Here is a 14534-nt window from a genome sequence, read left to right as displayed (position 1 = left end):
TCAATCAGAAGAAACTCTGCTCCACAGTAATCACATCACCAGGTTGAACAACATCGTAAAGTTTGACCGACTTCCTCGCGGCACTACGTTTACTATCTTCAGCAATAGACTCGTAAGGGCTTTGGTCATGCATCACAAAAATCTTGCCCTTGGAAGCACGCTCAGTGAACCCTCCCGCAATAGTAATGGCTTTATCAACCGTCAAACCAGGATGAAAAGCATAGTTACCTGGCCTTGCTACCTCGCCAGTGACATAAAACGGCCGATACTCCACGATAGACACCGTTACACTGGGATTCAGCAAATACGGACCTTTCAAGCGTTCGACCAGATTCAACTCAAGTTCTTTAGGGCTGAGTCCAGCAACGGTTACATCACCCAACAATGGAAAAGAAATTTCACCAGACAAGCCAATACGTACATCCAGACTCAAATCCGGTTCATCATACACACTGATTTTAATAACATCACCAGCACCTAAACGATACTGACTAGAATCCGCCAATGTGACGAAGGAGAAAAAAACAAGAACAATCAGGCTGGGCAACCGCAGCATTAGGACATCCTGTAAACAACTAACTAAAAAAATCATCGGTCATAAAACTGACCGATGATTTACAAGCTTTAAAAGGTGTTAACTCAGAAGGCCAAGTTAAGACCCACGGACAAGACTTGCAATTCATAGTCAAGACCAGAAGCATCAGAACTTCGGGAAGATTTTTCCAAGCCAGCGGTTACATCCAACATTTTATTGGGTGAGAAAATTCCTTCTACACCCATAGCCGTCGTCGTATCTTGACGATCATCACCATCACCATCGGCCACTACAAAGTTATCCTTATTCAAGGATAACTTGGCATTCAAAGCCCACCTTGGAGAAAAGGTATGATCCCAGCTCAACTTGGTAAATTGATTGGCATTGTAGTTACCTGGGCCCGTAGTCTCTTTCGCTGACTCACTGGTAGTGAGGTTCAGCACAGAATATGTTTTAGGAGACCAGGTAATACCTGCTTCCCAAGCAAAGCGGCTATCACTATCTACATCTGCACCATCAAAGTCGCGAGTTGTGGTACCAACTTTTACATTACCAGTAGTTTTACCAGCAATATCCCAACTGGCACCTGCCAGCAACGTCATGATGCTACCATCTTTTGCTTCAATAGCCGTATCGGTATCGTAGGCCAGAGTCGCATTACGTAACTCAAATAAAACCCGAGTTGCAGAGCTGACTTTTAATCCCAACTCAGCGCCAATCGTGGTTTTGTCATAGTTCAAATCGTCGGTGGCTGATTCGTTATTGGAATACTCTTTATTATAAAGCGAACTATAAACAGTGACATTGGCGAATGCACTATCTGCACCGTAAGTGTAGTCACCGCCAAAGCTGGTATCTGTATATTCACTGGGATCAACAACTGTTTCACCCTCCAGAGAACCAGAACCACGAGGGTCATGCCCTTTCTTCAGGGAAAAATCCAGGCTAATCGCCTGACGAGAAGTCATTTCTATCTCAGAGCCCAAAATCAGATTTTGATCAAGGTAATTATCATCAGAGTCGGCATCGTAGGAAGCACTTTCCACTTCATAATAAGCCGCCAGCTGAATAGCGCCCAAGTCCGCCGCCAAGCCAACATTAGGTCGAATCGTGGTAATTGTTGAGCCTGCTTCATCATTTTCTTGCAAGTAGATGTTGCTATCATCACTGATGGATACTTCCACACCAGGCAGCAAAGTCACCCCACTTCCAAGCAAAATTCCATCTGGTTGAACTGCATATGCCGTCGTACTCACGGACGCCACTGCAAACAAAGGTAGCTGCCAAGCTTTCATATCAATCCTCTCATAACTGGCTTGTATAAGTTTTACGTCTGCCAGAGTCTCTGGCGTCCAAAATTCGGGCAATTATGACCGTTACTTACAGAAATTAACAGTGAGCAAATTCCCATTCACACTAAAACACGACTCTTCGACAATATAGTTTTCAGTGTCGCCACAAGAACAGGTCATTCTCTGGTATCGCGCAATAAAACAACCCAGTCGTACATAAAATTCCAACAGCATCGTCACCAAAACCAAACTACCATACCTTGCCTTCAGAGGCTGGGTACAATGATTAATTATCGAAAAAACCAACCCAATCCCGACAAAACTTCACTCACTATCCATTGCTTTTACAAAACAAACACTGACCGTTAGGCTACGCTCGGGATGTGAACAATATATGAAAGAGAGTGACTCCAGTCAAAAACACGTCACACTTAAAAGCAGCAATGCTAGCAAATATCATTGACACCCAATCACTCCTGTACTTCGATCGCACAATAATCCGCATAGAATCAGGACACCCCCAAGGGTCGAATCAGTGAACATGACTACCGGTAAAACCTTTGAAAAAGGTCAAAAACACAATTTTGACATCCATCCACAATGACCAGTTTCGAATATACTCAAGGTCATAATCCACGCGACCAGACATTTTATCCAGCGTGTCTGTTTCACCCCGGTAGCCGTTAATCTGTGCCCACCCTGTGATCCCCGGTTTCACCTTGTGACGCAGCATGTAATAGGGAATCAGCTTGCGATACTCTTCATTATGAGCCACCGCATGGGGGCGAGGCCCAACCACAGACATACGCCCCTGCAACACATTAATAAACTGCGGCAGTTCATCCAAGGATGTCTTGCGTATCAATGCCCCAACACGGGTAATCCGTGCATCCCCTTTGCGAGCCTGAACAACGGTATCGGAATTTTCCATCACACTCATGCTTCTGAATTTCCACACCTGAATCTTGCGGCCATCCAACCCGTATCGATACTGCTTGAAGAGCACTGGGCCGGGCGAGGTGTACTTTACCGCAGCAGCAATAATCAGCATAGGCAGAGCAATCACACTCAACACACAAAGAGAAAACGTCACGTCAAACAGGCGCTTCAGGACGTCGTTAAAACCAAAGATAGGGGTATCGTAAACACTGATGGTTTGCATATTGCCCACTTCACTCAAGCGAGCATGAATCAGGTTGTAGGTAAAAAAGTCCGGTATCAGATGAACAGATGCGGTGGTATCCCCACAATGCTGCAAAATTTCATCTATGCGGCCTTGGGCCTTGAGCGGCAGCGCCAGAAAAATCACCTCGAACTCGCCGTTACGCGTGCGGGTGATCAGTTCATTAATGCGGCCTTCCAAGTGAATGTCCGGATACTCTTCCAGTACCCGATTACTGCTTCGATCATCAAAGAAACCACCAAATTCATAACCCAGCTCAGGGATAGATTCCAATTGCTCGCGCATGGCCAGGGCACATTCATTAACACCAACGATGGCTGCTCGGCGGGTGTTAACCCCCTTGGCTCGCAAATACCCCAGAAAACGACCAAACCCCAAGCGCCACAGCATCAACAACAGCAGGCTGGACAACATCCAACCCCCCATCACCACTCGGGAATAATCAGCCGTTACCTTGGCAAAAAAGGCAAGTGCCATCAAACCGACACAAACCAGCACCCACACCGTCCCTGCAACAGAAAGAATACGCAGAGCCGAAGTGCCACGCCAGGACCGATACACCCCAAAGGATTCAGCCATCAACAAGTAAGCCACGGCTGCCAGCAGACCAGTCGACACATACACGGAGGTCATGGGCTGGCTATAAGCCCACAAACACAGTGCTAACAGCCCCAGGATCAGCACAACATCCAATAAACGAAACAGAGCGCTATAAGTATTTTGATACGATCGAATCATTCCCTGAGCTGTCATCACACGTCTCTCATTAACATTGTTTGACCCAACCTGAACACATCCATAACCATGCCTATCCATCTACTTCTGATTTACTGTTTACCTACTTCTCCGTACCCAGGCTTTTACTTGCACCCAGGCTGGTATCTTTGGCGGCCCGTCCAATCCAGCCATCACATGGAAAACAACATCAATCTTACAGTCGTTACCCACTGCAGCTAGCAAAATTAGCTCGACTACACCGTGAAGTGTCTATCACTTTAAAACAGCAACAACATCAATTCCTCCTCAGACAGCCCAGTAGCAGCAACCAAAAACACTGACGGAAACTATTTTCTGATACACACATCGTGCGCCGGACCACAGCCCAGGAAATTATCCTCCAGAAAAACCCTCACTCTCCCGAAAAACGAGTTACTCCGCAACTGCCGCTATAACCACTCTAGCATCAGGCAACACCGTCTGTAACCGGCTTTTCAGTGCCTGCTTGGCAACGGAGTCGCCATGCACAATCCGGATATCCAGCGGCGGATATCGCATCCGCCTGACAAAGTTGATCAAGTCTTGCTGATCCGCGTGGGCACTGTACCCTGACAAGGTCTGAATATTGGCTCGAATGGTTACACGCTCTCCATCCAAAACCACGTACCCTCCCTTCGGCCCCCAGTACTGGATATCCCGCCCAGGTGTCCCTTTGGCCTGATAGCCTACAAACAGTACATCTGTGCGTTTATCGGGCAGCAGTGCTTTCAAGTAATTCACAATACGCCCGCCAGCACACATGCCACTGGCAGCAATGACAATCGCTGGCCTGCCAGTACGTCGCAAGTAGTCTACCGTTTGTAGATGTTCTTCATGGAAATTGATCGTTAATAATTGCTCAAATGACAATGGATGACGACCTCGCGCCAAACGCCCTCGCGCCTCCGCATCCCACAGGCGACTCAAACGGCGATACTGACGTGTAAACTCAGCCGCCAGGGGTGAATCAATAATCACATCCAGATATTCATGCAACAGTGAAGGTTCAGCAGCAGACCGGTTCACTCGGTAGAAAATATCCTCCAGCTCGTACAGCAATTCCTGAGTGCGACCAATCGAAAATGCCGGAATCAGGATACTCCCGCCATCTTGCAAGCAATGCTCCAGCGCCCCCTGCAATCGTTGTCGCCTGAGCCGACGACTTTCATGGAGACGATCACCATAGGTACTTTCAATAACCAGGGTATCAGCTCGATAAGGGGCCCTGGGAGCCGCTAATAACGGGGAATATGGGGCCCCCAGATCACCGGAAAAAATGACTCGCTTGCGATCACGAGTCAGGCGCTCAGTACCAATATCCAACTCAATATATGCTGATCCAAGGATATGCCTAGCCACCCGAAAACGGGCCTTCACCGGTGCTGAAGACTGCTCAAAACCCGCAACATCAAACCAGTGATCATAATCCATCGGTACCAGTTGCGACGCCAGCGCCCTGACTACCCCATCGATAATCAAACGATTACGAGTCACCCCGACTTTAAGTGCATATTCAATCACCATCGGCAGCAATTCACAGGTTGCCGAAGTTGCATAGATTGGCCCATCAAATCCAGCCGCCAGCAAATAAGGAATACGCCCAACGTGATCAATATGACAATGCGAGACCAGTAATGCCCGGACACTGCCTACCTCAAAACCAATACGTGTACGATCCTGTTCATTGTCCGGCTCGCCGGATGCTGTCGCCTCAGCTCCCTGAGACAACCCAAAAGGACATCACCCCAAACGGTACGATCTTTTTTATTCAGATGTCCTGCTGGCTAGTCCGTTAGCCGAGTTTTGCAATATTAATAAAAACCAATGGTTACTAATCAAGCATCCCCACCAAATAAATCCCGGGTGTACACCTTGTCTTCAACCCCTTCAAGATCCGCTGACAAACGATTCGCCACAATTACATCACATGTCTGCTTGAACGCATCCAGGTCACGAATGACCCGAGAGTGGAAGAAATGCTCTTCTTGAAGCACCGGTTCATAAACCACAACTTCAACACCCTTGGCCTTGATACGCTTCATGATGCCCTGGATCGCCGACGCTCTGAAGTTGTCTGAGTCCGACTTCATCACCAAACGATAAATGCCAACTACTTTGGGACTCCGTCGCAAGATAGCGTCTGCAATATGATCTTTACGAGTTCTGTTGGCATCCACAATGGCTCTCACCAGATTACTTGGTACTTCTTCAAAATTGGCCAACAACTGCTTGGTATCTTTCGGCAAACAATAACCACCATAACCAAATGATGGATTGTTGTAGTGAGAGCCAATCCGAGGGTCAAGGCCAACCCCTTCGATAATCTGACGGGTGTTCAGACCATGGGTTTCTGCGTAACTGTCCAGCTCATTAAAATACGCTACACGCATCGCCAGATACGTATTGGAAAACAACTTCACGGCTTCCGCTTCGGTTGAATCGGTAAACAGTACATCAATATCCTGCTTGATCGCGGCATCGGACAGCAATTTGGCAAACACCTGGGCACGTTCAGAACGCTCACCGATAATAATCCGTGAAGGATACAGGTTATCGTACAGTGCCTTGCCTTCACGTAAAAACTCTGGCGAAAAAATCACATTGGTGCAGTTCAATTCCTCCTTCAAGCGCTTCGTAAAGCCTACTGGAACCGTCGATTTTACCACCATCACAGCGGTAGGATTGATTGCCATCACATCCCGAACCACACTCTCTACCGTAGAGGTATTAAAGTAGTTGGTTGCCGTGTCGTAATCCGTAGGTGTTGCAATCACAACATAAGAGGCATCGGCATAAGCTTCTTGTCTATCTAGCGTCGCACGAAAGTTCAGCGGTTTTTCGGCCAGATAATGCTCAATCTCAGCATCCACGATAGGAGACTGCTTCCGGTTCAACATCTCGACTTTCTCTGGAATCACATCCAGAGCAACAACTTCATTGTGTTGGGCCAGCAACATGGCATTGGACAACCCGACATAACCTGTGCCTGCAATGGCGATTTTCATAACATGTATCCATAAACAATAAATAAAATTATCAAGCCCACAAGCGTTAGCGACACGAGTACAACCTACCCACTAACGATCCGTTGTACTCGCTCCAGACACTGATTAACCAATGTCTTCGCTTTTATATAATCATCTGCCTCGGCATAACAACGCAATTCTGGCGCATTACCCGATGGCCGCAAATGCACAATATCACCAGAAGACAAGGTAACCCGCAAGCCATCGGTTGTATCCACCGTTATCGCCTCACCGGGCAAATGCAATGACTCCAGCATCGCATCAAGATTATTGGCCCAATTGGCAATTAATGCCTTACTGCTAGTGGTTGGTACATCCTTGATGCGATCGCTGGCGGTAAAGCGCTCGGGTAATTCAGCCAACAACGCACTGACTGGTTTGCCCTGCAATGCACTACCGGCCAGCAACATCAGTGCAGGCAACAGCGCATCACGAGTGGGCAGTGGAGCAATAACTGAATTCTCCATAGACACGGCACTTTGTAATAAAAACCCACCGTTGGCTTCAAAACCCGCAACCCGGTCAAATTGCTTTGCCAAATCCGCCATCCCCTCAATCACATAAGGCGAACCAATACGCGTACGTTTTACCTCAGCAAATGAACCGCTTTTTTCAATCGCGGTATTACAACTGACTGGCACCGCCAACGCCTGGATATTCAATGCCCGGGCACACAACAATCCAAGAATATCCCCTCTGAGCCAATGACCATGCTCGTCTGCGATCAAAGGGCGATCGCCGTCACCATCGGTTGAGAAAATCGCATCCAGATTGTATTCAGCCGACCAGGCCAGCGCCTGTTGTTGATCTTCTTCAGAGACAGCTTCGGTATCGATAGGCACAAAGGTATCGGTGCGCCCCAGAGAAATCACCTCAGCCCCCAGACTTCTGAGTACATCCGCATTCAGCTCACGACCGGCGGCGGAATGTTCATATAAACCAATACGCTTGCCCTGTAGCAAATCCGCCGCAAACAAGTGTGTATAGCGCTCCATATACAATTGACGCGCTTTAACCGATTCGTCTGGCAACAATGGCAGTACCGATGAAACCTCGACCTCAGCCTGTAGAATAGCCTGCTCATCCACCTTGGTGATTTCACCATCCGGGCGATAAAACTTGATGCCATTTCGATCAAAAGGGATATGACTACCCGTAATCACAATAGCTGGAACACCATCCTGCATGGCTTGCAAAGCCAGCGCTGGCGTAGGTAACACGCCATAATAATCGACTTCGACACCCAGCTTCACGGCAGCTGCAGCACACGCAGCAGCCATTGCTGGACTGCTGGGGCGGCGATCAATCCCCAGCGCCACCCGCTCAACAGTAAACTCCTGCTTCATTACATGCAGAAAGGCCTGTGTAAACGCAGCACACACTGGATCAGTAAATTGTTCAACCAGACCACGAGCGCCACTGGTGCCAAACTGGATACCACTGGCCACCAGGATATTATTGGAAGTTAACAACATCAATTACCCACACCTTTCTATCTGTTTTTGATATTCCATTATAAAGCTGACTGATAAATCAGGGCGCCTATCAGGCTCGGCCGTACAAGTCTTTGAAACGTACAATATCGTCTTCTCCAAGATACGATCCGGACTGTACTTCGATCATTTCAAGCTCAATCACACCGGGGTTTTCCAGTGCATGCACCTGACCGATAGGAATATAAGTGGACTCGTTTTCTGTCACCAGATACGTTTCTTCACCATTGGTTACTTTTGCCGTACCAGATACCACAATCCAGTGCTCAGCCCGATGATGATGCATTTGGACCGATAATTTTGCACCTGGCTTAACCGTAATACATTTAACCTGGTAACGTTCGCCATTATCGACGGAATCGTATTTACCCCAGGGGCGATAGACTTCCCGGTGCTGTTCGAACTCAGAGCGCCCCTGTTGCTTGATTTGAGCCACAATTCTTTTGACTTCTTGCACCTTGTCTTTACTGGCAACCAACAAGGCATCTGGTGTATCGACCACAACCACACCATCCAGGCCCAATGTCGTCACCAGGCGAGCACCGCTATAGACAAAGCTGTTGGTGGTATCTTCCAGAATAACGTCACCGCTCCCCAGAGTGGCATTACCGTTTTCGCATTTATCAGCAATATCCCAGAGAGCAGACCAGCTACCCACATCGCTCCAACCTGCATCCAAGGGTGCAACCACAACCTGAGCCGCATCGCCATCCAAAGCCGACAGAGGCTCCATAATGGCGTAATCAATGGACTCATCCGGGCATTCCGCAAAAGATTCAGCATCGACCCGAACAAAGTCCATATCTTCTGCCGTGGCTGACATCGCTTTCACACAGGCAGCATGAATATCCGGACGGAAGCGCTCCAGTTCTTCCAGATAACGATCAGCCCGCACCATAAACATGCCACTGTTCCAGAAATAATTTCCGGCACCCAAGTATGTTTGCGCTGTTGCTGCATCTGGCTTCTCAACAAATTGCTGTACAGCCAGACAGCCACCATCAACTTCCGCTCCCGCCTGAATATAACCATATCCCGTCGCCGCTTCAGTGGGCACAATACCCAAAGTACCAAACTGGCCTGCTTTTACGGCCGGTAACAGCTGCTCTGCCGCAGACTGGAATGCCTCAATATCCTGAATCACATGGTCAGCAGCCAGAATCAGTAGTACCGGCGCATCTTCACCATCAGGCAGGTTTTTCAACACCTGCAATGCAGCCAATGCAATCGCTGGTGCCGTATTACGGCCAACAGGTTCAAGAATAATTGATGTCTTTTTACCACCCAACAGCATTTGTTCCGCCACCAGAAAACGATGCGCTTCATTACAAATCACCACAGGATCCTGATTTGACAAGCCATCCAGGCGTGCCGCTGTTTGCTGCAACATGGTTAATTGCCCACTCAGCTTCAAAAACTGCTTGGGATAGGCCGTTCGAGACAGAGGCCACAAACGAGTGCCGGAGCCACCGGCCATGATGACAGGTATCATGCTTTATATCCTTTATTCGATTCGAAGTACCACTTGGTATGGCAGTGAACATCGTCGCGCTGGAGCAAATCAGACTCGCTCAGCCATTGGTATTGGTTGTGTTGCGTTTTGGGCAAGTTCAGCGTTGTCGTCACAATCAACTCGAATGCATTCACTACATAATGAGTATCAGGCTGTACGCCAAAAACACTATCGGTATAAAAGTGTTCATACAGACCAAGGTATCGAGCTGACGTAATTTCAAAAACTTGGCCCAACTCTGCTTTCGTCAAGCGAAGAAACGCATCTGCAAGCGTTTCATTTTTTAGAATCCGCCCACCCGGGACAAACCAGAACCCCTTGGCCGGCCGGTTCAGGCGCTGGCCTAAAAGAACCTCACCGCTAATATTTCTGACTACAAAGTCGACAGAAATTAAAGGTGTATTCTCTACTATATTTTTAAAACAATCTGGGCTTAACCAATCCATCAGGCACCATCACCCATTAACCTCGGAAACTACCCTGATTATCCAGGAACCATTGATAAGTGCTCGCCAGACCATCCTTCAAATCAATATTGTAGGACCAACCCAAATTACGCAAAGTATCAACGTTCATCAACTTGCGTGGTGCGCCATCGGGTTTGCTGGCATCAAAAGTCACACGCCCTTCAAAGCCAACGACTTCAGCCATGGTCAGCGCCAGCTCTGCAATCGTACAATCCACACCGGTGCCTACATTTATGTGGGAAAGCATGGGCTGAGTGCAAGATTCATAGGTCGCCTGGTCAACATTCATCACAAAAACAGAGGCTGCAGCCATATCATCCACATGCAAGAACTCCCGCATGGGTTTACCAGAACCCCACACCGCAACTTCTTCAGCACTCTGTTCCTTGGCTTCGTGAAAACGTCGCATCAAGGCAGGAATAACATGGGAATTACTTGGGTGAAAATTATCATTTTCCCCATACAGATTGGTCGGCATGACACTGCGATAATTCCGTCCATGCTGACGGTTATACGATTCGCACAACTTGATACCGGCAATTTTAGCCACCGCATATGGCTCATTGGTCGGCTCTAGCGTGCCGGTCAACAAAGCCGACTCTGCCATTGGCTGCTCTGCCAATTTGGGATAAATACAGGATGACCCGAGGAACAACAGGTTCTGAACACCCGCCAAGTGTGCAGAATGCACAATATTGCATTCAATCATCAGGTTTTCGTAAATAAAATCTGCCGGGTAAGTATTATTGGCAACAATCCCGCCAACCTTGGCAGCCGCAAGATATACCTGATCGATGTTTTCTTTTTCAAAAAACGCCTGAACATCTGCCTGACAAAGCAGATTGAGCTGATTACGGTCTCTTGTAATCAGCTCAACGCCGGCGTCTTTCTGTAACTGTCGCACAATCGCAGAACCAACCATGCCTTTATGACCAGCAACAAAAATACGCTTCATGATACTTGCCTATTAACCTTCCAGAGAAACATTCACATCGTAACCATGAGACTTAAGCAACGCATGTTGTTTGGCTTTTTGTAAGTCGTGTTGCACCATTTCTGCACACATGGTTTCGACCGTGATTTCCGGCACCCAACCCAATTTGCTTTTGGCATTGGAAGGATCACCCAACAATGTTTCAACTTCTGCAGGACGGAAGTATTTAGGGTCAACCTGAACAATCACATCCCCTACAGCAATCCCTGGACACAAGGCTTCGTCAGCAATCGCTGCAACAATTGCTTTTTCTTCGACGCCCTCACCCTCGAAACCCAGAGTAATACCCAGCTCTTTTGCAGACAGAGTGACAAATTCACGCACAGTAATTTGAGTACCAGTAGCGATAACAAAGTCTTCAGGCTGCTCTTGTTGCAACATCATCCATTGCATCCGGACATAATCCTTGGCATGCCCCCAATCTCTCAGTGCATCCATATTGCCCAAATACAAACACTTCTCCAATCCTTGGGAAATATTAGCCAAAGCCCGGGTAATCTTGCGTGTTACAAAGGTTTCACCACGACGAGGAGATTCGTGATTAAACAATATGCCGTTACATGCATACATACCATACGACTCACGATAGTTGACCGTAATCCAATAGGCATACATTTTTGCCACAGCATAAGGTGAACGGGGATAAAAAGGCGTCGTTTCTTTTTGAGGAATTTCCTGTACCAGGCCGTATAGTTCGGATGTAGAGGCCTGATAGAAACGGGTTTTCTTTTCCAGACCCAGAAAACGGATCGCCTCCAACAAGCGCAACGTGCCCATGGCATCAACATCCGCAGTATATTCTGGCGCTTCAAATGACACGGCAACGTGAGACTGAGCACCCAGGTTGTAGACTTCGTCTGGCTGAACTTCTTTCAGGATGCGAGTTAAATTGGATGTATCAGTCAGATCACCATAGTGCATAAAGAAGCTGACATTTTCTTCGTGGCGATCCTGATAGATATGATCTACTCGTGCCGTATTAAACAAAGAAGCACGGCGCTTGATACCGTGAACTTCATACCCTTTCTCCAGTAGAAACTCAGCAAGGTAGGAACCATCCTGGCCAGTAACACCAGTGATCAAGGCAACTTTCTTGGACATTTTTTAATCCTTTCTATAGTTCAAATCAGCATTTAGCAGACAACTCAGACAGATCACTGGCAAAGCGACCCAGAATTGCATCTTTGTTTAAATTTTCTTCAGCATACACACGTGCAACAGTGTTCACACCGCTTGAACGAGCCAACTCCGAGGTTAACCCCTCACAAAAAGCCTCGATGTTTTCCGGATCTACGCATGTATAAACACCCGGAAACTCCTCAGCCAATTTACCCAGCTCAGTATGTCCTTCTGCAGTAATCACACTAAACCCGCCAGCAGACAAAATATTGGTCAATTTGGAAGGCAACACAGAATCGGCCGCACCTTTGCGTTGAATAACCAAATGTACATCTGCCATCGCAAGCATCGCAGGTACATCCTCCCAGGCTTGCAATGGCTTGAATTCCACATTATCTAACGTTCGTTCGACAACCATGGACTTCAGAGCATCAACGTAGGCCCCAGAGCCTACCAGAAAAAACTTAACATTGGGCCTTGATTGGAAACGTTCTGCAGCCTCAACAACCAACTCAAGACCTTGTTTGGCGCCAATGTTCCCTGCATACAACACAACCTGATCTTCTGGAGAAATTCCCCATGCTTTTCGTAGCGCAGTACCATCGACACCAGGGTGCACAAACGACGTATCCGACCAATTAGGGAAGAACAACAACTGCGCTGCATCAACGCCTTTTGTCTTGGCTTTATCGAGCATACTGTAGGAAATACTGGAAACCTTGTCGAACCGTCTCATCAGCCAGGATTCAATAACATACGCTACACGGCCAACCCGGCCGGAAGGACTCCCCGCCATTCCCAGGCCCAACATGGCATCGACTTCATAATCCTGAATATGTAATACGGCTTTGGCACCACGCAATTTACAAAACAGCAAGGCCATCGGTACACAAAACAGTGTTGGCTCAACCACAAAAACAACACTTGGCTTTTTATTCCACAGAGAAAATAATTTGAACGCAGAGGTAAAGGCAAAAGATGCTAAATGAATCAAGCGTTTTATAGTAGAAAGAGTCGTCGGTACATACAAAGGGCAACGATGCACGGTGACATTATTTTGTGTATTAGAGTCAAATTTTTTATTGGAAAACCCAGTATGTACTTTCCATTCAGGATAATATGGCGGTGCGGTAATCACATCGACAGAATATCCCTGAGAAGCTAACCAAGGAGCCATTTCACCATTGTATTTACCAATACCAGTTAACTCAGGAGAGTAATTCAGGCTGTAAATTACGACATTCATTCTATCGGTTTCTCCAATCCAAACCCGGAATACTCTTCCAATTTCTGATGTTTTTCTTCAATCGTTTGACAACCATTAAAAATCCGATCAACTTCCATACATTTCAAATCAACCAATGCTCGATACCATAAACCTTGCATAAAATGATAAGCAAAACCGCGTGCGCCATCCAAAAACCCAAGCTGAATAAAATAGCGATACAAAAAATACAAGACAGGGCGAACAAAGTAAGGCAATCCCATATATAAACGCTCCTTCAAAAGGCGTTTCAATTTTATCGAAGTGCTTGTACAGCTGGTAATTTCAGAGCCTGTTTCATAAAGTTCATGGAGTTTTATATCTACCATTTCACGGGTAGCATATTTATTGTGTTTATCTATAAACCAACCAACTGAATTAAGATTATCATCAGAAAATCCACCTTTCAGGACAGTCGACGTACCAGAATCCAACACAATATGTTCATCCATCCAGCGCTGCTCAACATGGGCACATCCCCGTCGAAACAGTCTCAGCATTGGCAAAGGGTAACGTCCACCATGCTTCACCCATTTCCCTAAAAAAATATGTTTTCTCTGAAAAACTGCAGCATTATTCCCAAAACCATCATTTTCGATAAATTTACGAATATTAATAACCAGGTCAGCATCAATGGTTTCATCCGCATCCAAACGTAGAACCCATTCAGTTCTTATATCACAATTATCCATTGCCCATTGAAATTGAAATGACTGATTAATGAATTTGTTTTTATAAAAATCAACATGCATGGACCTTGCAATAGCCTCTGTTCCATCAGAGGAAAAAGAATCAACAACAACTATCCTGGCCCCCAACAAGGCAACACTAGAAATACACCTTTCAATATGAACAGCTTCATTATAAGTCAATATAATTACAGTAATCATTG

The 14534-nt window shown here is 46.9% G+C and carries 12 protein-coding genes; all 12 read right to left on the bottom strand.

Annotation, left to right across the window (positions count from 1 at the left end; translation table 11 throughout):
• Positions 1 to 4: 4 nt before the first annotated feature.
• Positions 5 to 556 (bottom strand): polysaccharide biosynthesis/export family protein, encoded by a 552-nt coding sequence (locus Q8W22_RS03650; RefSeq protein WP_305451641.1) that lies wholly within the window; start codon positions 554 to 556, stop codon positions 5 to 7.
• Between the two features lie 83 nt (positions 557 to 639).
• A complete protein-coding gene (locus Q8W22_RS03645) occupies positions 640 to 1830 on the bottom strand; it encodes an outer membrane beta-barrel protein (protein WP_305451640.1) in 1191 nt (396 codons plus the stop codon).
• 529 nt (positions 1831 to 2359) lie between these two features.
• Entirely contained in the window at positions 2360 to 3763 is a 1404-nt protein-coding gene (locus Q8W22_RS03640) for an undecaprenyl-phosphate glucose phosphotransferase (RefSeq protein ID WP_305451639.1), read from the bottom strand.
• Positions 3764 to 4159: 396 nt separating this feature from the next.
• Positions 4160 to 5494: an MBL fold metallo-hydrolase gene (locus tag Q8W22_RS03635; protein WP_305451638.1), complete on the bottom strand. Its 1335-nt coding sequence runs from the start codon at positions 5492 to 5494 to the stop codon at positions 4160 to 4162.
• A 107-nt stretch (positions 5495 to 5601) separates the two neighbouring features.
• A complete protein-coding gene (locus Q8W22_RS03630; protein ID WP_305451637.1) occupies positions 5602 to 6771 on the bottom strand; it encodes a nucleotide sugar dehydrogenase in 1170 nt (389 codons plus the stop codon).
• 65 nt (positions 6772 to 6836) lie between these two features.
• Positions 6837 to 8267 (bottom strand): phosphomannomutase, encoded by a 1431-nt coding sequence (locus Q8W22_RS03625; protein WP_305451636.1) that lies wholly within the window; start codon positions 8265 to 8267, stop codon positions 6837 to 6839.
• Positions 8268 to 8337: 70 nt separating this feature from the next.
• Positions 8338 to 9777 (bottom strand): mannose-1-phosphate guanylyltransferase/mannose-6-phosphate isomerase, encoded by a 1440-nt coding sequence (locus Q8W22_RS03620; protein ID WP_305451635.1) that lies wholly within the window; start codon positions 9775 to 9777, stop codon positions 8338 to 8340.
• A complete protein-coding gene (locus Q8W22_RS03615; RefSeq protein ID WP_305451634.1) occupies positions 9774 to 10244 on the bottom strand; it encodes a GDP-mannose mannosyl hydrolase in 471 nt (156 codons plus the stop codon). The genes Q8W22_RS03620 and Q8W22_RS03615 overlap by 4 nt, the downstream gene beginning before the upstream one ends.
• Before the next feature lie 16 nt (positions 10245 to 10260).
• A complete protein-coding gene (locus tag Q8W22_RS03610; RefSeq protein ID WP_305451633.1) occupies positions 10261 to 11220 on the bottom strand; it encodes a GDP-L-fucose synthase in 960 nt (319 codons plus the stop codon).
• 12 nt (positions 11221 to 11232) lie between these two features.
• Positions 11233 to 12360, bottom strand: coding sequence for a GDP-mannose 4,6-dehydratase (gene gmd, locus Q8W22_RS03605; RefSeq protein ID WP_305451632.1), 1128 nt, complete (start codon positions 12358 to 12360; stop codon positions 11233 to 11235).
• A 25-nt stretch (positions 12361 to 12385) separates the two neighbouring features.
• Positions 12386 to 13624 carry a glycosyltransferase WbuB gene (locus tag Q8W22_RS03600; RefSeq protein ID WP_305451631.1) on the bottom strand — a complete coding sequence of 413 codons (1239 nt, stop codon included), beginning with the start codon at positions 13622 to 13624 and terminating at the stop codon, positions 12386 to 12388.
• Positions 13621 to 14532, bottom strand: coding sequence for a glycosyltransferase family 2 protein (locus Q8W22_RS03595; protein ID WP_305451630.1), 912 nt, complete (start codon positions 14530 to 14532; stop codon positions 13621 to 13623). The genes Q8W22_RS03600 and Q8W22_RS03595 overlap by 4 nt, the downstream gene beginning before the upstream one ends.
• Positions 14533 to 14534: the final 2 nt, after the last annotated feature.

The sequence above is a fragment of the Oceanobacter sp. 1_MG-2023 genome, from assembly GCF_030689025.1.
Taxonomy (GTDB): domain Bacteria; phylum Pseudomonadota; class Gammaproteobacteria; order Pseudomonadales; family Oceanobacteraceae; genus Oceanobacter.
The sequence above is the reverse complement of the archived record's forward strand: the minus strand, read 5'-3'. Positions and strand labels throughout refer to the sequence as shown.